The following is a 21375-nucleotide window of genomic DNA, read 5'->3' as shown; positions in this document are numbered from 1 at the left end:
AGATTACTTGTGGTACTATTTACTTAGTTATCTTTTCCACTTTTTTAAGAAAACATAAGAGAAATAGAAAACAGAGGGTGTATACAATGGGGAAAAATTCAAAGGCTATCGGTAACAATCATGTTAAATCAGTATACCAAGCATTATTGCAATCTTTAAAATCAAAATCTGTAAACGGTTTTTCTAAGATAACAATAGAGACAATATCATTTATTAAAAATTTATATCCAGAAATTGATTCTGTAACTTCAAAGTTCGATAATTCACGTCCTGATCAATCAAAAGATCTTACTTTATATTTGAAAAGTGGCGAAACTATCTCGTTGAATCTATTTCTGATTAAAAAAGGCCGACGCATTCAGCCTAAAAATGCTGGCGCGAAGAGTTTTTTAGAAAAGTACTTTTTATCAGCAGAAATGCAAAAGATTTTTAACAAAGAATTTGAAAGGTACTATTTAGACTACTTAAAAGAAGTAGTGGAGCATAAAAAAGGAACACACTACATAACAGATAAAAGAGAGTTAAAAAGACTTGTGTCAAGCCATTTTCCAAAATTCACAGAAGAAATTAATTTATATAGAGACAAGTTTCTTTTCAACTTGCGTGAAACTTGTTTTACGTTGTTGCAGCAATTTTATAATGAGAAGAATATAGGATTTACCCATGCCTTTAATGTCTTCTTCATGGTCAATGATACAAATATCATCACAAGTTACGGCAAAGATGAAAATGATGTCAAGGTTGAAAAGTTTGCACCTGCATCCCCAACTTTGAAGGATATTGAACTTTATAAAACAGGAAAGAGTACAGTTGGGATTAAATTTGGAGAAGTGGGACTCACCCTAAGATTTAAATTTGAAAGTGATCCTTGGAAATCGATTAAACTTGCTACAGGTTACCATGAATTCCCTAAAGAAAAAGAGAGAGTGAATGTCAACTTAAAAACAATGAGGAGAATGGAAAAACTATTGAATAAACATGAGTACGCTAAAACATCGAATAACAGTAACGCAATAGGCAAATGCCATGAAGCATGGACATATTATTATTTCTTAAAGGCGTTTCCCGACGTTATACAGGTAGATCCAAAGCAATGTGTTGAATTAATTAACACATATTTTTCTAGTATAAATCAAAATACACTAAAAAAACTATATAGCTCAACTTCTACAATAGTAGATGCTATTACAGAGAAACTAAGACAAAAATATCATGACTATATTATAGAAAGTATCGAATTAATCCCGGATGCATATATAAAAGATAGGCTTGATACAGGAGATCTTCAGTTAGTCTTAAAAGTAAATAACAATATTATTGTTGAGAATATTTCTCTAAAAGCTTTAGCAAAAAGGAATAGCAAAATTACTACAAAGAATCCGGGTATGGGAAGCATTCTTGGACCAACATATTTTAATATGGGAAGCATGGAATCTGTTATTAATGAAGTGAAAAACAAGTTTACCATAGGGGAATTTAATCATAGAAAAAGTTTAGAAATACTCTCTTATGAGTTCGGAATGAAACTTGACAGTGCAACTCAGGAACAATTAAGAAGAGGAATTCACAATTTATTGGGAAAAGCAATGATAGCTATTACTATTTATGGTGAGGGAATTAGCTTTTGCAAAGAGCCTTCTGAAATTGACGGTGAAGTAAAAGTGCATGTTAATGTGCCTTCTGCTATACAAAATACCTTAACATGGAATAATGAGTTAGAGTCAATTAGTTTACGTGCAAAATTTAGTAAAAGTCAAAAGCACGGCTGGTCTTCTATTAAATTAACATCAGAATGCCAGTTGGAAAGCAGGTAATAAACAATGTCCAATGATTATATGCCAATAACCTCTTTTGTTTTTTCTATCTTTTATGAGGGAATATTATAAATGATTCCAAAAGAAAGGTTGGGGCAAATGGACAAGATGTCAAAAGAGTCTAGAAGCAATGTTATGAAATCCATTAAATCAGTTTCCCAATTAGAAAATCTGGTTGCAAGTGCATTGTGGAATCGGGGCTATCGGTTCCGAAGAAACACCAAAAGCCTTTTTGGGAAACCAGATTTGTCTATAAAAAAGTATAAGGTGGTCATTTTTATCGATTCTTGTTTCTGGCATTTCTGCCCTGTTCACGGCAGGATCCCTAAAAGCAATACAGATTATTGGAATGCTAAATATATAAAAAATAAAACTCGAGATGAAGAAGTCAACACATTTTATAGGGAGAATAATTGGAATATACTTCGTGTATGGGAACATGAATTCAAGGAAGATTTTGATTTTGCCATTGACACGATAGCTAATTTTATTGAACAATCTAAGAGAAAATAAAGAGCAAAATTAGATTAAAAAGAACTTTCTTGTGGAAGTTTTGAACAAATCCATCTTATATTATGACCTCGCTTTCCTCCATTAAATCAATGGCTAGCAATGTTTCTAATTTAATTCAATTTCCCAATTAACAGAATAACACAAAATAACCATTAAATAATAATGTAAACATATAAGGAAAATCATTATATTAAGGACACTGGCGCTGGCCTTTTGAATTGAAATTTGATAAGATATCATAAGAGGTGCAACAGGAGGTTGTTTAAAATATGACTTTAAAAATTGATATCAAAGGTAGAGGCAAATATAAGCCGGCGTCTGATTATTCTATAGATGATGTAAAGAATGTACTAATGGAGAAGATCTTTGAGGAATCTTCAAGAATTATTAATTCTAATGATGATCTAGAAATCATTGAAAAGGTTGATTTTCGCACTGATAAAATAAATGTGCTTAGCCTGTTTTCGGGCTGCGGCGGACTCGACCTTGGATTTGAATTAGCAGGATTGGCTGCAGTAATCGGTGAACAAGCAGCTATGGAAGCATTTAAAGATAAAGACCGATTTAATGAACTAAGGAATAAAAGCATCTTCCATACCATATATACAAATGACTTGTTTAAAGAAGCCAATCAAACATACAAAACAAATTTTCCAGGTCATGTTATACAGCACGAAAAGGATATAAGACAAGTTAAATATTTCCCAAAATGCAACCTTATCCTTGGAGGATTCCCCTGCCCTGGATTTAGTGAAGCTGGCCCACGTTTGATAGATGACGATCGTAACTTCTTATATTTACATTTTATTAGAAGCCTGATACAAGCACAGCCAGAAATATTTGTAGCAGAGAATGTTAAAGGCATGATGACTCTTGGAAAAGGCGAGGTTTTAAATCAGATTATCGAAGATTTTGCTTCAGCTGGCTATAGAGTTCAGTTTAAGCTATTAAATGCAAGGGACTATGGAGTTCCGCAACTCAGAGAGCGTGTTATAATTGTTGGCGTCAGAAAAGACATTAGCTTCAATTACAAATATCCATCTCCAACCCATGGTGAAGAAACGGGCCTAAAGCCATTCAAAACGCTGAGAGATTCTATAGGAGATTTAGTGACTGATCCAGGACCGTACTTTACGGGGTCATATTCTTCTATTTATATGTCTCGTAACAGAAAGAAAAGCTGGGACGAGCAAAGCTTTACCATCCAAGCTTCAGGGAGACAGGCCCCCCTCCATCCAGGTGGCTTACCTATGGAAAAAATAGGAAAAGATAAGTGGGTTTTCCCTGATGGGGAAGAAAACCATAGAAGGTTGTCTGTAAAGGAAATTGCCAGGGTGCAAACTTTCCCAGATTGGTTTCAATTTAGTCAAGGAACAAACAGCCAGACTTCAATTAACAATAGACTAGACAAACAATACAAGCAAATAGGGAATGCTGTGCCAGTTTTGCTGGCTAAGGCAGTTGCTTCTCCTATTGCAAATTGGGCAATAAATTATCTCGAAAGCTCTCCAAATAATAAAATAAAGAACGAGAACGCAAGCTTTCAATTAGGACTTTTTTAAGTATCAAAACCAGTTAAATTGAATGCTTTCCTTTAATTAACTAGCCATCCCTAGCAAAATAAGATGGCTAGTTTTTTTTTGTGAAGCTAGCTTTTGACAAGAAGGAGAACATACTTAAATATGTTTGCCAAAAAGAAGGATGGGCTTTATACTTCTCACTAATATGAAATTCTAAAAGAGCCCTTCAGGAATTTGTGAAAGGCTCTTTAATCACTAATTAATATTTATATTTCTCTCCAGCACAGCCACACACTCCACATGATTCGTATGCGGAAACATATCCACAGGCTGCACTTCGCGCGTCGCATACCCGCCGTCCTCAAGCACCCGCAGGTCTCTTGCAAGCGTACCTGGGTTACACGACACATACACCACCCGCTTCGGTTTCATCTCCACAATTGTCCGCAGGAGGGCTTCGTCGCAGCCTTTTCTTGGCGGGTCGACGACTAGCGTATCTGCCGTGATGCCTTCTTTATACCACTTTGGAATTACGGTTTCCGCTTCACCGACCGCGAACTCTGCGTTTGTGATGCCGTTTAATTCTGCATTTCGTTTGGCATCTTCAATCGCTTCCGACACAATTTCTACACCGTACACTTTTTTCGCCTGCTTTGCCAGGAAGAGAGAAATCGTTCCGATGCCGCAGTAGGCGTCGATGACGGTTTCTTCACCTTGAAGCTCCGCGTACTCAAGCGCTTTGTCGTATAGCACTTTTGTCTGCTCCGGGTTAACTTGATAGAACGATCTGGCGGAGATGGCGAATTTGACATCTCCAATGAGGTCGTAGATGTATTCTTCGCCCCAGATGACGTTTGTTTCGTTTCCGAAAATCACGTTTGTTTTGTTTGGGTTGATGTTTTGCACGATGGACTTGACGTGCGGGAACGCTGCTGTGATGTCTTCGATGATCTTCGCTTTGTGCGGAAAGTCGTTTGTTCTTGTGATGAAGACGATCATCATTTCGCCCGTAACAACACCGTATCTAACCATGATGTGGCGGAGCCAGCCTTTGTGGCGCTCTTCGTTGTAGGCTTTGACACCGTAGTTTGCGCAAATGTCTTTGACAGCTTGAACGGCTTCGTCGTTTTTGGATTGCTGGATCAGGCAGGCGCTCATGTCGATGATGTCATGGCTTCTTTGCTGATAAAATCCGGCGACGAGTCCGCCTTCTCGTTCTCCTACCGGCACCTGTGCTTTGTTTCTGTAGTTCCACGGGTCTTCCATGCCGAGTGTCGGGTGCACGGTGACGTTGGACAGGTCCAGCTTGCCGATGCGTTCTAAGACGTCTTTGACTTGTTTCTGTTTAAACAGGAGCTGGCCTTCGTAGGTCATGTGCTGAAGCTGGCAGCCTCCGCATTGTTTGTAAATCGGGCATGGGGCATCTGTTCTATGCGGGCTTTCTTCCTTCAGCTCAATCAGGCGGCCGAAGGCGAACCCTTTTTTGACACGTGTGACTTTGATTTGGGCTTTTTCCTCCGGCAGGGCGTTCGGCACGAAGATCGGAAAGCCTTGGACCTTTGCGACGCCCGCTCCTTCATGTGTCAAATCCTCAAATGTCACGTCGTAGTATTCGTTTTTTTCTACTGGGGGTTTCATTTTCATCTATAATCACCTCTAGTTTTAAGCGAAAGAAAAACTTGGCCTATTCAAGCCAAGTTTCAGCGTGTAGGCAAACCTTCGCATTCGTTGTCAGTCCTGTGCTTCGATGCTCACGTAAAAAGACCAGCGGCTAAAAACTAGAGCGTCCTGCTCAAACGCCGCTGTCACCGCATCCTGCGGAAGTACGCTCCAATGCTCGTCCTTCCTAGACTTCAAAGGTTTTCAATCACGCTGAAAAGATGACAAAATCCTAAAACGAAAACTGTTTTAGGATTTTGTCAACATTCTGAGCTTGGCTTACAAAGCCAAGTTTTTAGTCATCCAGCTGTTCCGCTTTCTCCTTCGGCATGACGACGTGAATGTGCCGGTACAGATTCACGAATTCGCCCGGCAACATGCCGCCGTACTCGCCGTCCAGGTTCAGCTGCATCTTTTCTGATACATTGACTTTCACGCGGTTCGCTTTTGTATAAATAATGTGCTGGTCGTTGATGTGTTCGCCGCGAAGCGCCATCGTTGCGACCCTGATAAATTCAGCAAGGTTTGCCTTCTTTAGTATCATCAAATCAAACATGCCGTCATTCAGGCTGGAATCCGGCGCGAGCTTTTCAAACCCGCCGACGGAGTTTGTCAGCGTGACCAAAAACAGCATGATTTCACCTTGAAACAGCTTGCCGTCATATTCAATCTCGACTTCTGTCGGACGAAGTGAAGGCAGCATTTCCATTCCTTTTAAATAATAAGCAAGCTGGCCTAGCATTGTTTTGAGTTTGCTTGGCACGTCGTACGTCAGCTCCGTCAGACGGCCTCCTCCGGCGATATTGATAAAATACTGGCCGTTGACCTGTCCGATATCAATCGGGCGGGCAACGCCGTTAATGACAGTATCTGCCGCTTTTAAAATATCCTCGCGCGGAATGCCGAGCGCTCTGGCGAAGTCGTTCGTTGTGCCGACAGGAATCACGCCGAGTGTCGGACGGTTGTCTAAAGGCGCAAGCCCGTTGACGACCTCGTTGATCGTTCCGTCTCCGCCTGCCGCAATGATCAGGTCAAACTCACGCAATGCCGCTTCCTTGGCAGCGTGTGTAGCGTCTCCTGCGCATGTCGTCGCATGGGTGGAGGTTTCATAGCCGGCTTGTTCAAATTTTTGCAGGACCTGGGCAAGATGCTTTTTAAAGATCTCCCGTCCTGAAGTCGGATTGTATATTATGCGTGCACGTTTCATTATCTCATCATCCTACTTAAGAGTATCCGATCCATTTTTACACTAACAACCTTTAATTATACTATGAGTTAAAAAAATCGCAACAAAATGTACATAATCTTACAGGTAAAAACGCACAAAAGCCCCAGCAGAGCTGAGGCTTTTTGTTTTTTTACTCTTCTTCCGTTCCCGGTTTTTTCTTGCGGAACTTCGCCAATACTTCATATACGATTGGCACGATCAAGAGCGTCAGAAGCGTTGAACTGATTAAACCGCCGATAACCGTGACGCCGAGTCCTTTTGAAATGACCTGGCTTCCGCCTTCGAAGCCGAGGGCTAATGGAATCAAGGCGCCGATTGTCGCAATGGCTGTCATCAGGATCGGACGGAGTCGTGTAGAGCCGGCTTCCAGGAGCGCTTCTCTCGTAGACAGGCCTTCCGCTTCCTTATGAATCACGCGATCAATTAAGACAATGGCATTCGTGACAACGATACCGATCAGCATGAGCATACCGATCATGGCGTTCAGACTGATCGTTTCACCTGATACGTAAAGTCCGACCAGGGCACCGATGACTGTGAACGGCAATGAGAACAGAATCGCAAATGGCGCTAGTGCTCCGCCGAAGGTAATCACGAGCACAAGGTAAACGATCGCTATTGCTGCCAGCATCGCTAAACCGAGCTTCGTGAAGGAATCAGCGATATCCGCTGATACGCCGCCTGTGTCAATCGATACGTTATCAGGATGGTCTAGCTTATCGATTTTCTTCTGGATAGCAGCTGATACGGCTGTGACGTTGTCAGATGTAACCTCACCTGTGACATCCGCATAGACTTTTCCGTCACGTTTTGACACAGTATCTGATGTTGATCCTTCTTTCACTTTTGCCACATCGCCGATTTTGACTTCCTGGCCAGTCGCAGAAGTGATCTTTTTATTCTCTAAATCTTTCACACTCTTATACTCGTCTTTTTCTGTCTTAATGTTCACATCAAGCTCTTTGCCGTCTTTTTTCACGGTGGTGAGCGGTTCTTGCGATGTTTGTGACATTAAGGCCTGAGAAATTTGAGACGCGGTTAAACCGAGTTTGCTTAGTTTTTCTTGGTCAGCGACAAATGTGTACTCATCATATGTGCTGGAAAGGCCTGAGTTTACGTTTTTCAGATCCTTTTCATCCTTCATGATTTTTTCAATATCTTTGACCGTGTCTTTAATATCGTTTTCAGAATCGCCATACACATAGTATGTTAATTCGTTGTTATTGCCTGAAGAGCTGAAGTCCTGTGACTTCCATTCTCCGCGGTCAGATTGCTTTTGGATTTCCTTCAGAACGTTATCTTTTTCTTTATCAAAGTCAGGTGTGTCGCTTTCATATTTGATATAGAATAACGCACCGTTAGAATCTCCTCCGGCAAGCGGGCTGCCAGAGCCTAATGAATACTGAACCGTATCGACATGCTTGCGGTCAAGCAGGATTTTTTCCGCTTTTTCAGCTTCATTTTCGGCTTCTTTTTTCGTTTCACCCGGTTCTGGGCTGTATGTGAGCTGCATCGTTTTTTCTTCCTCGGACGGCAGGTAGCTGGCACCGATTAGCGGTACAAGGAACAAGCTTCCAAGGAGCATCAGAACAGCGATGATAGACGTGATCCATTTGTGGCTCAGCGCCCAGTTCAATACTTTTTTATAGATGTTTGCAAGTCTGCCAGGTTTGTGTTCTTTCGCTTTAATCGGCGCGCCCGTTAATGATTTTTTGAACAGGCTGTGTGCGAGCATCGGCACAAGCGTGATCGAAATCACCAGGGATGCGGCAAGCGCAAAAACAATCGTTAAGGCAAACGGAATAAATAACTCACCGATTTGTCCGCCTACAAGTGCGAGCGGCAGGAATACCGCAATTGTCACAATCGTTGATGACATGATCGGTTTAAACATTTCCTTCGTCGCTTCACGAACCAAGGCTTTTCCGCGGAGCGGCTCGTCTTTGAGTCTCATGCGGCGGTAAATGTTCTCGATCACAACGATGGAGTCATCGACCACACGTCCGATGGCAACAGTCATTGCGCCGAGCGTCATAATATTCAATGTGATATCAAGCTGCTGCAGCACAAGGAGTGCGATCAGCAATGATAATGGAATTGAAACTACCGAAATTAATGTTGATTTGATATCTCTTAAGAATAAGAGAATAATCACAATCGCAAAAATAGCACCGAAGATGGCTTTGCTTAACATCGTGTCAACTGACTGTGTGATCGGCTCCGCCATGTCGAGAGTTGCGCTGTAATTGAAGCCTTTATGGTCTTCTTTGAACTTCTTCAGCTCAGCTTTGACATTGTCGGCAACCTCTACCGTATTCGCATCGTTTGCTTTGACGATGTTGATGCCGATGCTGTCTTTGCCATTTGTGCGTGAAACGGATTCAGCTTTTTTCACATCTTTAATTGTAGCAATGTCAGAAAGCTTGACCGTCGGCACTGCTGTGCTTGCGCTTTGCTGCGCCTGTGCTGCCGCTTGCGCGCTTTGGGCTGCTTGAGCACTCTGCGCACCCGCTTGAGATGCTGCGCTGCTGCCTGCACTTGAGGCAGATGCCGTCGGGATTCTCATATTCTTCAAATCTTTAATTGTTTCAATATCGCCGCTGACGACGACAGATTTTTCTTCATTTCCGAATGTGTACAATCCAAGCGGAGTTGTCACATCTGAACCTTGAATCACTTGCTTGACTGTATCTTCATCAAGGCCGTATTCCTTCAGTTTGTCTTCTTTGAAAGAGAATTCAACCTCTTCCACCTGCTGGCCTGATACTTGGACGGACGCAACGCCTTCTATGCCTTCAAGCTTAGAAACGAGGCTGTCCTCCACTTTTTTCGTCAGCTCTTGCAGGTTATCTTTATCACTGGACACGCTCAGCGTCAGAATCGGGAATGAGTTCAAGCTGTAGCGTGAAATCTCCGGATCCTTCGCGTCATCAGGCAGGTTGACGTTTTCTAACGCTTCAGCTGCTTCTGTTTTCGCTTTGTCCATATCTTTCTCATAATCATATTCAATCATGACCGACGATGCGTTTTCATAGGACGTCGACGTCACAACACTGACACCGTCCAAGTTCTGCACGGCTTGTTCAACCGGTTTGGTCACTTCATCAGCCACTTGGCTTGGTGTCGCACCCGGATATGTCGTGCTGATCGTCAAGTAAGGCATATTCACGTCAGGAATAGACTCTTGCTTCATATTCATACCCGCATACAAGCCGGCTGCCGTTACAATAATCGTCATCAGCCATACGGCGAATTTGTTTTTCAGAACGAAATTAATAACGTGGTTCATCATATCCTCCATTACATTTTTATTGACTGACTGGTCATTCTATATAATACTAAACGTTATAACGCAACAACGTCAACTCATATACCAGAAAATTTTACTAAATTTTTCAAGGATTAAGGGGAAGCACGTCATGAATGAAAAAAAAGAGAGAATCATAAAAACCAGCATTCGTTTATTTGCGAAAAAAGGATTCGCAGCTACGACGATCCAAGAAATCGCCAGTGAATGCGGCATTTCGAAGGGCGCTTTTTATTTGCACTTCAAATCGAAAGAAGCGCTGCTGTTATCTGCCTGTGAATATTATATCGGTATGTCTATGAACAAAATGAAAAATATAGAAGAAGATCTCGCAGGAAAGCCGCCTAAAGAAGTTTTGAAAAAACAAATTGGCGCACAATTTGAGGATTTTCGTGATCATAAAGATTTTATTGTTCTTTTGCTTACCGAAAATATCATTCCGGAAAATCAAGAAATCAAGCAATACTTTTACAAAGTAACCATGGAGACGGATAAGCTGTACCGGAACGCCTTGCTGGTATCCTATGGCGAAGGAATCGAGCGGTATGTCGCAGATCTGTCCATCATGGCAAGAGGCATTGTGCATTCCTATATGAACGTGATGGTATTTAACGGTGAGCTTAATATCGATGCAGAAGAAATCTCAGCCTTTATTATTGAGAGACTGGATGATCTTGTACAGGGGCTGAGCCGTTCTGCACTCAATCCGATTGTGTCAAAAGACATTTTCAACCCGATGCCTGCGGGGAAGGACCAGCTACTTGAGAACATTCAGAAAGTGAAAGAAAACAGCACGCTGCCCGAGGATATCACCGTGTCACTTGATGTTATCGAGGAAGAATTGACTCAGGATAAACCGCGCAAGCCGATTATTAAAGGCATGCTGTTCAATTTGACCGGAACCAACGACAAAGAAGTTGAAAGGCTCCGGGCCCTCATCTCAGTCTTTATCTCAATTTGACCATAAAAAAAGCAGCCTCTGCGGGCTGCTTTTTTTATTAGCGTTTTTTAATTTCTTCAAGCAGAATTTTGTTGACCATCGGCGGGTTGGCTTGTCCTTTGGACGCTTTCATAATCTGTCCGACTAGGAAGCCGATCGCGCGGTCTTTTCCGTTTTTAAAGTCTTCGATTGATTGAGGATTGTTGTCAAGCGCCTCAGTGACAAGCTTCAGAAGCACGCCTTCGTCAGAAATCTGAACAAGGCCTTTCTCTTTCACAATCTTCTCAGCGTCGCCGCCTTTTTCAATCAATTCTTTAAACACTTTCTTCGCGATCTTAGAAGAAATGGTTCCTTTTTCAATCAATTTGATCATGCCGGCAAGGCCTTCAGGTGTCAGGGCAACGTCGGCAAGCTCTTTTTGTTCTGCGTTTAGGTAAGCTGACACTTCACCCATCAGCCAGTTAGACGCTTGTTTAGCTTCAGCGCCTTTTTGAACGGTTTCTTCGAAGAAATCAGCCATTTCTTTTGTCAGCGTCAGAACCATCGCGTCATATGCAGGCAAGCCAAGCTCTTCGATATAACGCTTGCGGCGCTCATCCGGAAGCTCAGGAATGCTTGCTTTTACGCGTTCCTTCCATTCATCATCAATGTAGAGCTCGACTAGATCTGGCTCTGGGAAGTAACGGTAGTCGTCAGATCCCTCTTTGACACGCATAAGAATGGTTTTCTTCGTTGCTTCATCATAACGGCGAGTTTCTTGCTGGATGACGCCGCCGGAAAGAAGAACCTGCTCCTGGCGTTTTTCTTCATGCTCAAGGCCTTTTTGAACAAACGCAAAGGAGTTCAAGTTTTTCAATTCTGTTTTTGTGCCGAATTCCTCTTGGCCGATCGGACGAAGAGAGATATTGGCGTCACAGCGAAGTGAGCCTTCTTCCATTTTACAGTCAGAAACGCCTGTATATTGGATGATGGATTTCAGCTTTTCAAGATACGCGTACGCTTCTTCCGGCGTGCGGATGTCCGGCTCTGATACGATCTCAACAAGCGGCGTTCCTTGGCGGTTGAAGTCAACAAGAGAATAGCCGTCGCCTGTATGCGTCAGCTTTCCGGCATCCTCTTCAAGGTGAAGGCGCGTGATGCCGATGCGTTTTGTTTTGCCGCCGACTTCAATTTCGATCCAGCCGTTTTCGCCGATTGGCTTATCAAATTGAGAAATCTGATACGCTTTCGGGTTGTCAGGATAGAAATAGTTTTTGCGGTCAAACTTCGTATCCGTTGCGATCTCACAGTTGAGCGCCATAGCGGCTTTCATTGCGAATTCAACGGCTTCTTTGTTCAGGACAGGCAGGACGCCCGGGTATCCGAGGTCAATGACGCTTGTCTGCGTATTCGCCTCCGCGCCGAATGGCGTTGGAGAGCTTGAGAAAATTTTTGATTTTGTTTTTAACTCAACGTGGACTTCAAGTCCGATTACCGTTTCAAAGTTCAATTCTTTTCACCCCTTACAGTTCAGGTTTTGCTTTATGATGGTCTGTCGCTTGTTCAAATGCATGAGCAACGCGGTATACAGTGCTTTCATCAAAGTGTTTTCCGATGATTTGCAGGCCGAGCGGAAGTCCGTCTGCTAATCCGCATGGCACGCTGATTCCCGGTACGCCGGCAAGGTTGACCGGAATCGTTAAGATATCGTTTGCGTACATTGTGAGCGGATCCTTCGTGTTTTCACCGATTTTAAACGCAGGTGTCGGTGTAGTCGGTCCGACAATGACATCATATTTCTCAAATACGTCTTCGAAGTCTTTCTTAATCAGCGTACGCACTTTTTGCGCTTTTTTGTAGTACGCATCGTAGTAGCCTGAGCTTAAAGCAAACGTTCCAAGCATGATGCGGCGTTTGACTTCATCGCCGAAGCCTTCTGAACGTGTTTGCTTGTAAAGGTCGATCAGGTTATCCGCGTTGTCTGTGCGGTAGCCGTAACGGATGCCGTCAAAGCGTGCAAGGTTCGCTGACGCTTCAGAAGATGACAGCAGGTAATATGTCGCAAGCGCGTATTTACTGTGCGGAAGAGACACTTCTTCCCATGTAGCGCCGAGACCTTCAAGGACTTTCAGCGCTGCCAAGACAGATTCTCTCGCTTCTTTGCCGACACCTTCACCAAGGTATTCTTTCGGAACGGCGATTTTCAGTCCTTTGATGTCGCCAGTTAATGAAGAAAGAAAATCAGGCACGTCCACATTTGCACTCGTGGAGTCCATTTTGTCTACGCCGGAAATCGCTTGAAGTAAAAACGCGTTATCCTCAACCGTACGTGTAATCGGTCCGATTTGGTCTAATGAAGACGCAAATGCGACCAGGCCGTAACGAGATACACGTCCGTATGTAGGTTTTAATCCGACAACGCCGCAGAAAGATGCCGGCTGACGGATGGAGCCGCCTGTGTCAGATCCAAGAGAAAACGGAACTTCTCCCGCAGCAACCGCAGCCGCAGATCCTCCGCTTGAACCGCCGGGAACTGTATCCAGGTTCCAAGGGTTTTTCGTCAGCTTGTAAGCAGAGTTTTCGGTAGATGACCCCATGGCGAATTCGTCCATGTTCAGTTTTCCGATTGTGACCGCTTCAGCGTCTTGAAGGCGCTGAACGACAGTAGCGTCATAGATCGGATCAAAGTTTTCGAGAATTTTGCTGGAGCATGTTGTGCGCAGCCCTTTTGTTACGATATTATCTTTTACGCCGATCGGCATACCGAAAAGAAGACCGTGCTCAGAACGGCCGTCAACCGCCTCATCAAGCTCCTTCGCGTATGCCCGTGCTCTTTCTTCATCTAATGCCAAAAAGGCTTGTACCTTATCATCAACCGCTTGGATGCGTTTATAAGATTCGTCAACCAGATCAGAAATCTTAATCTCTTTTTTATGTATGAGCTGTTTTAATTCTGTGATTTTATGATCAAATAATGACATTCTTGTGTCCCTCCTTTAGTCCAGAATTGATGGCACACGAATATAGCCGTCTTTATGGTCAGGCGCATTTTTCATGACATCCTCAACCGGAAGACCTTTACCCGCTTCATCTTCTCTCATGACATTTTTCATTTTCAGCACGTGAGTTGTAGGCTCCACATTGTCTGTGTTAACCTCATTAAGCTCCTCGGCAAATGAAATGATACTGTCGAGCTGTTCAGTGAACATTTTTGCTTCTTCTTCAGTAATCGCAAGTCTTGCAAGGTGCGCAACGTGCTTTACTTCTTCTATTGAAATTCGTGACATATGATCCACCTCCACATATTTCTCCGTTAAGTCATATAATACTGATCATATCAAAAACAAGCCCTTTAAAGCAACAAAACGCCTTAAGACAGGCCTGTGTTTTCGAAACAATACCCTATATATTTTATACTAAAATGAGGCGAAGGAGAAACGAAATATTTTTCTGAATATTTTTACTTTAATTATTTTTTGAAAGCGTTTTATTCTTTATTCCCTTCTAGGTTTGCAACGGTATTTCCAGCTTATGATCAATGTTTCATCGCTTGAATGGCCGGGAATACTTTGTTAGGTTAAGTTACCAAGTGCACCCGCAAAAGAATTTCTTTTGTTTTGCACTTACGCCAGGCTGCTTAACTGGCACCATCAATTTGAGAGGTGATGCAACATTATTAGAAATGAAGAGAGGGTAAAACGTGAGTATTGAAATTATTATATCTTTAGGAATTTACTTTATTGCCATGCTGTTAATCGGCTGGTATGCATTCAAGAAAACCACTGACATCAATGATTACATGCTTGGAGGAAGAGGCCTCGGACCATTCGTTACTGCTTTGTCTGCCGGCGCGGCCGATATGAGCGGATGGATGCTGATGGGTGTTCCCGGCGCGATGTTTGCGACAGGGCTGTCCACCTTATGGCTTGCTTTAGGTCTTACAATCGGGGCGTACTCAAATTACTTGCTGCTGGCTCCAAGGCTGCGTGCTTATACGGAAGCGGCGGATGATGCGATTACAATTCCTGATTTCTTTGATAAACGATTCCAGCACTCATCATCGCTGCTGAAAATCGTATCTGCTTTGGTCATTATGATCTTTTTCACATTGTATACCTCTTCCGGTATGGTATCCGGCGGACGGCTGTTTGAATCTGCCTTTGGCGCGGATTATAAATTAGGATTGCTACTGACTACCGCGGTTGTCGTGTTATACACACTGTTTGGCGGTTTCCTTGCTGTCAGTTTGACTGACTTCGTGCAGGGTGCGATCATGTTTGCAGCACTAGTGCTTGTGCCGATCGTTGCTTTTACCCACGTGGGCGGCGTTGCTCCGACTTTCCATGAAATCGGTGCTGTTAACCCACATTTAATGGACATCTTTAAAGGCGCGAGCGTCATTAGCATTATTTCCTATTTAGCCTGGGGCTTAGGCTACTACGGCCAGCCTCATATTATCGTCCGATTTATGGCCATTAAAAATATAAAAGATTTAAAGCCTGCGCGCCGAATCGGCATGAGCTGGATGATCATTTCAGTTCTCGGTTCTGTCTTGACAGGTTTGGTTGGTGTTGCTTATGCCCATAAATTCGGAGTTGCTGTAAAAGATCCGGAGATGATATTCATTATCTTCTCTAAAATCTTGTTCCACCCTTTAATTACTGGGTTCTTATTATCAGCTATTTTGGCTGCCATCATGAGTTCCATCTCCTCGCAGCTCTTGGTCACAGCAAGTGCAGTGACAGAGGATTTATACCGGACGTTTTTCAGACGAAAAGCTTCTGATAAAGAATTGGTCATGATCGGGCGTCTGTCCGTGTTAGCGATCGCCGTTATTGCGGTTCTCTTATCATTGAATCCGAGCAGCACCATTCTTGATTTGGTCGGATACGCTTGGGCCGGCTTCGGTTCAGCTTTCGGGCCTGCGATTCTGCTCAGTCTGTATTGGAAGCGAATGAACGAATGGGGCGCGCTTGCTGCCATGATTGTCGGGGCTGCGACCGTGTTGATCTGGATTACAACCGGCCTGGCAAAATCAACCGGTGTGTACGAAATCATCCCTGGGTTTATTCTCAGTATGATTGCCGGCATCATTGTCAGCATGATCACAAAACGTCCTGCAAAAGCCTCTTACCGATTATTCGGTGTCATGGAAAAGCTGTTAAAACGCAAAAAGTAAGCAATAAGCCATCAAGCGCAGCTTGGTGGCTTTTGTGCCCTTGTTTTGCTATAAATACTGTGAGAAAATCATATTTATTTAAAAACACCATAGAGAAGGGGGAAGTTTGCTGTTGAGCTGGTATATTGATCCTGATATTTTATTGAAATTGGGCATTGCCACATTGATTGGCATGGTCATCGGGCTTGAACGCGAATTAAAAAATAAGCCGCTCGGATTAAAAACCTGTATCGTCATCGCAGTCAGCTCATGCATGCTGACGATCGTCAGTATTAATGCGGCATATCATTTCCCTAAATACTACCGCATCATGATGGATCCGCTTCGTCTGCCGGCACAAATCATCTCCGGCGTCGGGTTTATCGGAGCCGGTGTCATCCTGCGAAAAAGCAATGATGTCATTTCCGGCCTGACGACATCGGCCATGATCTGGGGGGCAGCGGGGCTCGGGCTGGCTACGGGAGCCGGTTTTTATAAAGAAGCGTTTGCCAGTCTTCTGTTCATCCTAATCAGTGTAGAATTTCTCCCATGGGTGGTCAGAAAAATCGGCCCCGACCGCCTGCAGGAAAAAGACATCCGCATCAGAATGTCGCTTTCTGATAAAGACAAAATGACAGAGATTTTAAAAGAAATGAAAAGAAGAGATATCAAAGCACACTCCGTTCGGATCGACGACCTGGGCGAAAAGGATTTTCCAATTATGGAAGTGAAGGTCCGCGTCCATAAAAACAGATACACGACCGATGTCTACTATGACATTAAAGCCATTGAAGGCGTAGTCGGCGTGAAGTGTGATACATTATAAAAGCCAATGGGACTGGATTCCCATTGGCTTTTTCTATCTACACCAGTGCTGAAAAATCAAATGCGGTAATCGGCGTGCCATTCTCTATATCTCTTCTGAAACCGGCCAGCATTTCTTTTTCCTCTTCTCCTATTGTGTTAAGGTCAAACATCTGATGCAGCAATCCGTAAATCAGCATATGTCGAAGGCGGAGGAAATCAGGTATTAACATCAGCCATGCAGGGTCAAGCTCATTTTCCTCCCAGTACCCTTTCATAAAATGCGTCATAAATTCTTCTGTAAACGCAGTTTTATCATCATATGGCACAACAGGATACCACAGGACATTGTAGAGAAGAATGCTAATATCGTTAACAAACCAGTTGTAGCCGATATCATCAAAATCAAATGCCGTGATTTTGCCATGATCCCAGTTAAAATTGCCATGGTGCAGATCCGCATGCACCAAGCCGTAGCTGTCCTGGCTTTTCGGGAGCCTCCGCAGTTCATTCATCAAAGAATCGGCTTGCTGAAACACCTTTATCTGATCTTCAGGCACATATTTTCTCAGCTTTAATTGCTCCTCTTCATCCCATTCCTGTCTTTTGAAAGCGGGATTGCTCAATTTGTAGCTTTTTGTCAGGCTGTGCATGCTGCCTGTGTATCTGCCAAGCTCATAAAATAGCGTTTCATTCCAGTTCGATTCATCCACTTTTTGCCCCGGCGCTTTCTCATACACTCTCAATAAAAATGACCCGCCGTTTCCGTCCGGCACTGCTTCTACGTCTTTTCCGTTCAGCGACGGGAGTGGTTTGGCTACTGAAATTCCCCCTATTGCAAGGTGACGGAGCCATTCCATCTCTCCCATTATATAATCAGAAGATCTCCGAATCGTATGGGTAATCTTTAAAATATAAGGTTGGTTGTCTTTCATACATTCATATACATAGTTTTCCGCATCAGCCAGAAAACGCACCTGATCTTTTGAGAAACCGTATCTCGCTGCAGCTTCTGCCAAAACCTGCTCTTCATGAAATATTTTTTTGATATCTTTATGCACATTTAACATCCTTTCATTGCTATAGATTTGATAATGATTGTTTTCACACGATTTCCAGCATCAACATACCTCCCCTTGGTTTGTGTTTCGGCAGAAGCGAAAATAATTTCCCTTTTCCTGTTAATTGTAACATAAAAACCCTTGTGCCAATATGGCACAAGGGTTTTCTATCAGTCATAAATGTGAACAGTCGGCTCTTTATCTCCAGCATTGCGGATAATGACCGCTTCCTGTCCGTCTGAGGACGTGATATTGACTTCGACATCAACTGAGCTCTTAGAGTAGTAGTCCATCACTTCACCCGTTAAGAACTGGGTAAACGCGACAACTTCACTTTTTCCGTAGAATTGCATTGGTATGTCAATCTTCATTTTCTTCATTTCATCATTTTCATACAGCGCTGTACCGACAACGCCTGTATAGTTCGGGAAATATTCTTCAATTGAGTTTTTGAACCGCTTAAAGACCTCGGTGTCATCCGGGTATTTTTCTGCTGTGGTTGTATCCGCCGGATAGAATACATATTTTTCATTGATGTCATCCCAATTTGAGATATCAGTAGAGCCTGCTTTGACCTCTGTTTTGGCGATGAAGTTCCCCGGCACAATCGATGTTTTTGACGCCTGCTTATAAAGCGCGACGGTAATCGGCACATTCTTCAAGTTATCTCTTTTGCGGAGGCGGTTAATAACCTCCTGTGCAATTTTTTCTCCCTGCTGGCGAAGCGTGCTGTCTTTAATCTCCACTTCTTTTTGCGGGTCGCCAGTTTTTTCACGATAGTAATACACTGAGTTTAACGCCAGTCCGATCATGACGCCGCCAAGCTGGATAGAATTCTTGTCTTTTCTGACTAAATAATCGTGCTCAAGCATGGAGGCTAAATAAATCGGGCTGCTTTCATTCTTTTCTTCTGTTGAACCAGAACTCGGGAGCGCCGGGTTCAAGCCTTCATTTTTGAAGTTTTTATCTTCTTTTTCGGCTTTTTTCAAATCAGAGCCCGTTTTTTTCCGGGCCAGCCAGCTTAATACTGTATCCTCATCTAAATATTGTCCTTCTTGGAACAGATAATCGTCAGTCGAGAAAGAATCTTGGGCAAGACGCATCAGCCCTGTTTCAAATTCGTCAATGTCCAGCCTTGTGTTCAGCTGTTCCGTTGTTAAGCCGCGCGCTTTGCCTGCCTTAAACGGCAGCACCATTTTGTAATAGGAGTCAGAGATATTATATTTCGGGACAATCGCTTTTTCTGACGATTTCGCCGTCTTTTGCGTAATCTCTTCCTCCTTCTCCCCCCCGAAACCTGACGAGCAGGCAGACAGCATTAATACTGCCGCCGTTGCCGCCAATGCCAACGTCTTTTTCAATAGAAAACACTCCTCTTATTTCTTTAGCTCTCCCATTAACTGTTCTTCATTCCATACTTCAATGTTCAGCTCTTGTGCTTTTGTCAGCTTGCTTCCCGCCGCTTCTCCGGCGATGACCAAGTCTGTGTTTTTGCTGACGCTTCCAGTCAGCTTTCCGCCCAGCGCTTCAATTTGCGCTTTGGCTTCGTTTCTTGACAGCTCTTCCAGCTTTCCTGTCAGAACAATTGTTTTACCGGCAAAGTAAGAATCGCTGTCCTCTGCTTTTACTTTTTTCGGGCCTTTGTATAGCGTGTTTACGCCCAGTTCCTGAAGTTCATTCAAGAGTTCAAGCATTTCTTCTTTATGAAAATAGGTGATCACAGCATCAGCCATTTTTTCACCGATTTCATCTACCGCGAGAAGTTCCTCTTTAGAGGCTTTTTTCAGGTTCTCCAAGCTTTCAAAATGCATGGCAAGCGTCTTTGCGGCCTTTGATCCGATAAAACGGATGCCAAGCCCAAACAGCAAACGCTCTAACGAATTTTCTTTTGATTTTTGGATAGAGCTGATCAGGTTTTCAGTGGACTTTTCACCCATGCGCTCGAGCTGGATGACTCGTTCCTTCGTCAGCTTATATAAATCTGCCACATTGCGGACAAGGTTTTCCTCAAACAGCTGTGTGATCACTCGTTCGCCGAGCCCGTCAATGTTCATGGCATTGCGGGAAACGAAATGGATCAGCCCTTCCCGGATTTGCGCCGGACATTCAGGATTTATGCAGCGAAGCGCCACTTCTCCTTCGATCCGGACGAGCTCACTGCCGCATTCAGGACATTCCGTCGGCATGCTGAATTCCTTTTCTTCTCCTGTGCGCTGTTCAACGAGGACATTCACAACTTCCGGGATGATATCGCCCGCTTTTTTGACGACAACCTTATCCAAAATCCGAATGTCCTTCTCTTTAATTAAATCTTCGTTATGAAGGGATGCTCTTGAGACCGTTGTACCGGCAACTTTTACCGGCTCAAGAATCGCGGTCGGCGTGATCACACCCGTTCTGCCGACATTTAATTCGATATCGAGAAGCTTCGTCACGACCTCTTCAGCAGGAAACTTATACGCGATGGCCCAGCGCGGGCTTTTCGCCGTAAAACCGAGCTCCTCCTGTTGATCCAGAGAATCGACTTTAATGACAATGCCGTCTATTTCATACGGCAGGTCAGCGCGCTTCGCCTGAAACTCATCGATCAGCACTATGACTTCTTCTATGCTGCCGCATTTTTTTCGTTCCTGATTCGTTTTAAATCCGAGTTCGTCGAGAAAATCAAGCCCCTGGCTTTGCGTCTCCACACCCATCTCGTCAAGCTCCGCTATACTGTAGACGAAGATATCGAGGTTTCGTTTCGCTGCAATTTTCGGATCGAGCTGCCTGAGTGATCCCGCCGCGGCATTTCGCGGATTGGCGAACGGTTCTTCCTCATTTTTAATTCGTTCCTCATTAAGAGCTTCAAACGAACGCTTCGGCATATACGCCTCGCCGCGCACTTCGATTGACAGCTCACGGTTCATTTTGAGGGGGATATTGCGGATCGTCTTCAGATTCTCCGTAATATCCTCTCCCGTCGTTCCGTCACCTCTTGTGGCCCCTCTGACAAAATAGCCGTCTTCATAACGGAGAGAAACAGCAAGACCGTCTATTTTCAGCTCCACATTATACGCCACATCGTCGCCGACGGCTTGGCGCACACGGCGGTCGAAATCACGAAGATCATCAGCATTAAAGGCGTTGCCCAGACTGAGCATCGGTGTGCCGTGGGTGACTTTCTGAAACGCTTCAAGCACGGCTCCGCCGACGCGCTGCGTAGGAGAGTCAGGCGTTCTAAGGTCTGGGTGCTCCTCCTCGATCGCAATCAGCTCCTGCATCAATCTGTCGTATTCGGCATCTGGGACGCTCGGTTCATCTAAGGTGTAATATTCATAGCTATACTTGTTGATGGTGCGGCGCAGTTCTTCTGCCCGCTGCTTCGCTGTTTCTTTGTCCATCTGCTTCTT

At 43.9% G+C, this 21375-nt stretch carries 14 protein-coding genes and 1 pseudogene; 6 read left to right on the top strand and 9 right to left on the bottom strand.

All coding sequences use genetic code 11. The annotated features are described in order from the left end of the window. Positions 1–86 precede the first annotated feature (86 nt). From NYE56_RS03300 to NYE56_RS03290, 3 genes are all read left to right on the top strand, one after another. Complete coding sequence (locus tag NYE56_RS03300; RefSeq protein ID WP_341283449.1) at positions 87–1814, top strand: hypothetical protein; 1728 nt, start codon at positions 87–89, stop codon at positions 1812–1814. Between the two features lie 72 nt (positions 1815–1886). Continuing rightward, complete coding sequence (locus NYE56_RS03295) at positions 1887–2327, top strand: very short patch repair endonuclease (protein WP_250541140.1); 441 nt, start codon at positions 1887–1889, stop codon at positions 2325–2327. A gap of 269 nt (positions 2328–2596) precedes the next feature. Beyond that, positions 2597–3889, top strand: coding sequence for a DNA cytosine methyltransferase (locus tag NYE56_RS03290; RefSeq protein ID WP_341283448.1), 1293 nt, complete (start codon positions 2597–2599; stop codon positions 3887–3889). Positions 3890–4102: 213 nt separating this feature from the next. Here NYE56_RS03290 and rlmD read toward each other — a convergent pair whose 3' ends face one another. The 3 genes from rlmD to srfP all read right to left on the bottom strand — a co-directional run bounded on the left by rlmD (position 4103) and on the right by srfP (position 10023). Further along, entirely contained in the window at positions 4103–5491 is a 1389-nt protein-coding gene (gene rlmD / locus NYE56_RS03285; RefSeq protein WP_341283447.1) for a 23S rRNA (uracil(1939)-C(5))-methyltransferase RlmD, read from the bottom strand. Positions 5492–5801: 310 nt separating this feature from the next. After that, a complete protein-coding gene (locus NYE56_RS03280) occupies positions 5802–6713 on the bottom strand; it encodes a diacylglycerol kinase (RefSeq protein ID WP_003233894.1) in 912 nt (303 codons plus the stop codon). Positions 6714–6864: 151 nt separating this feature from the next. Next, the gene (srfP, locus tag NYE56_RS03275) at positions 6865–10023 is read right to left on the bottom strand and encodes a surfactin resistance protein SrfP (RefSeq protein ID WP_335450510.1); all 3159 of its coding nucleotides are present in this window, start codon (positions 10021–10023) and stop codon (positions 6865–6867) included. 130 nt (positions 10024–10153) lie between these two features. Here srfP and NYE56_RS03270 point away from each other — a divergent pair. After that, a pseudogene (locus NYE56_RS03270) lies at positions 10154–11021 on the top strand (TetR/AcrR family transcriptional regulator); the annotation flags it as partial. Positions 11022–11039: 18 nt separating this feature from the next. Here the strand turns inward: NYE56_RS03270 and gatB are convergent. The 3 genes from gatB to gatC are packed head-to-tail and all read right to left on the bottom strand — an operon-like array spanning position 11040 to position 14247. Beyond that, positions 11040–12470, bottom strand: coding sequence for an Asp-tRNA(Asn)/Glu-tRNA(Gln) amidotransferase subunit GatB (gene gatB, locus NYE56_RS03265; protein WP_003219444.1), 1431 nt, complete (start codon positions 12468–12470; stop codon positions 11040–11042). A gap of 13 nt (positions 12471–12483) precedes the next feature. Continuing rightward, positions 12484–13941, bottom strand: coding sequence for an Asp-tRNA(Asn)/Glu-tRNA(Gln) amidotransferase subunit GatA (gene gatA / locus NYE56_RS03260; protein WP_335450516.1), 1458 nt, complete (start codon positions 13939–13941; stop codon positions 12484–12486). Between the two features lie 15 nt (positions 13942–13956). Continuing rightward, positions 13957–14247, bottom strand: coding sequence for an Asp-tRNA(Asn)/Glu-tRNA(Gln) amidotransferase subunit GatC (gene gatC, locus NYE56_RS03255; protein WP_003219442.1), 291 nt, complete (start codon positions 14245–14247; stop codon positions 13957–13959). Positions 14248–14660: 413 nt separating this feature from the next. Between gatC and opuE the strand changes: the two genes are divergently transcribed. Then, positions 14661–16139, top strand: coding sequence for a proline transporter OpuE (gene opuE, locus NYE56_RS03250; RefSeq protein ID WP_187957362.1), 1479 nt, complete (start codon positions 14661–14663; stop codon positions 16137–16139). A gap of 106 nt (positions 16140–16245) precedes the next feature. Then, positions 16246–16944 (top strand): MgtC/SapB family protein, encoded by a 699-nt coding sequence (locus NYE56_RS03245; protein ID WP_010886431.1) that lies wholly within the window; start codon positions 16246–16248, stop codon positions 16942–16944. 37 nt (positions 16945–16981) lie between these two features. Here NYE56_RS03245 and NYE56_RS03240 read toward each other — a convergent pair whose 3' ends face one another. From NYE56_RS03240 to ligA, 3 genes are all read right to left on the bottom strand, one after another. Then, the gene (locus NYE56_RS03240; RefSeq protein WP_268556197.1) at positions 16982–17992 is read right to left on the bottom strand and encodes a phosphotransferase enzyme family protein; all 1011 of its coding nucleotides are present in this window, start codon (positions 17990–17992) and stop codon (positions 16982–16984) included. 161 nt (positions 17993–18153) lie between these two features. After that, positions 18154–19344, bottom strand: coding sequence for a CamS family sex pheromone protein (locus NYE56_RS03235; RefSeq protein ID WP_268556198.1), 1191 nt, complete (start codon positions 19342–19344; stop codon positions 18154–18156). A 15-nt stretch (positions 19345–19359) separates the two neighbouring features. Beyond that, positions 19360–21366, bottom strand: a complete 2007-nt coding sequence (ligA, locus tag NYE56_RS03230; protein ID WP_015252641.1) for an NAD-dependent DNA ligase LigA — start codon at positions 21364–21366, stop codon at positions 19360–19362. Between the last annotated feature and the right edge of the window lie 9 nt (positions 21367–21375).

It is taken from the genome of Bacillus sp. FSL R5-0603 (assembly GCF_038050295.1).
Taxonomy (GTDB): Bacteria; Bacillota; Bacilli; order Bacillales; family Bacillaceae; genus Bacillus; species Bacillus subtilis.
Note: the sequence above shows the minus strand (reverse complement) of the source record. Positions and strands in the feature narration are given on the sequence as shown.

What these genes read in the sequence shown, in the direction of transcription:
- rlmD (WP_341283447.1), bottom strand. Translation starts at nt 5,491, where the DNA reads ATGAAAATGAAACCCCCAGTAGAAAAAAACGAATACTACGACGTGACA.
- NYE56_RS03300 (WP_341283449.1), top strand. Translation starts at nt 87, where the DNA reads ATGGGGAAAAATTCAAAGGCTATCGGTAACAATCATGTTAAATCAGTA.
- NYE56_RS03280 (WP_003233894.1), bottom strand. Translation starts at nt 6,713, where the DNA reads ATGAAACGTGCACGCATAATATACAATCCGACTTCAGGACGGGAGATC.
- srfP (WP_335450510.1), bottom strand. Translation starts at nt 10,023, where the DNA reads ATGAACCACGTTATTAATTTCGTTCTGAAAAACAAATTCGCCGTATGG.
- ligA (WP_015252641.1), bottom strand. Translation starts at nt 21,366, where the DNA reads ATGGACAAAGAAACAGCGAAGCAGCGGGCAGAAGAACTGCGCCGCACC.
- gatC (WP_003219442.1), bottom strand. Translation starts at nt 14,247, where the DNA reads ATGTCACGAATTTCAATAGAAGAAGTAAAGCACGTTGCGCACCTTGCA.
- NYE56_RS03240 (WP_268556197.1), bottom strand. Translation starts at nt 17,992, where the DNA reads ATGTTAAATGTGCATAAAGATATCAAAAAAATATTTCATGAAGAGCAG.
- NYE56_RS03290 (WP_341283448.1), top strand. Translation starts at nt 2,597, where the DNA reads ATGACTTTAAAAATTGATATCAAAGGTAGAGGCAAATATAAGCCGGCG.
- gatA (WP_335450516.1), bottom strand. Translation starts at nt 13,941, where the DNA reads ATGTCATTATTTGATCATAAAATCACAGAATTAAAACAGCTCATACAT.
- NYE56_RS03295 (WP_250541140.1), top strand. Translation starts at nt 1,887, where the DNA reads ATGATTCCAAAAGAAAGGTTGGGGCAAATGGACAAGATGTCAAAAGAG.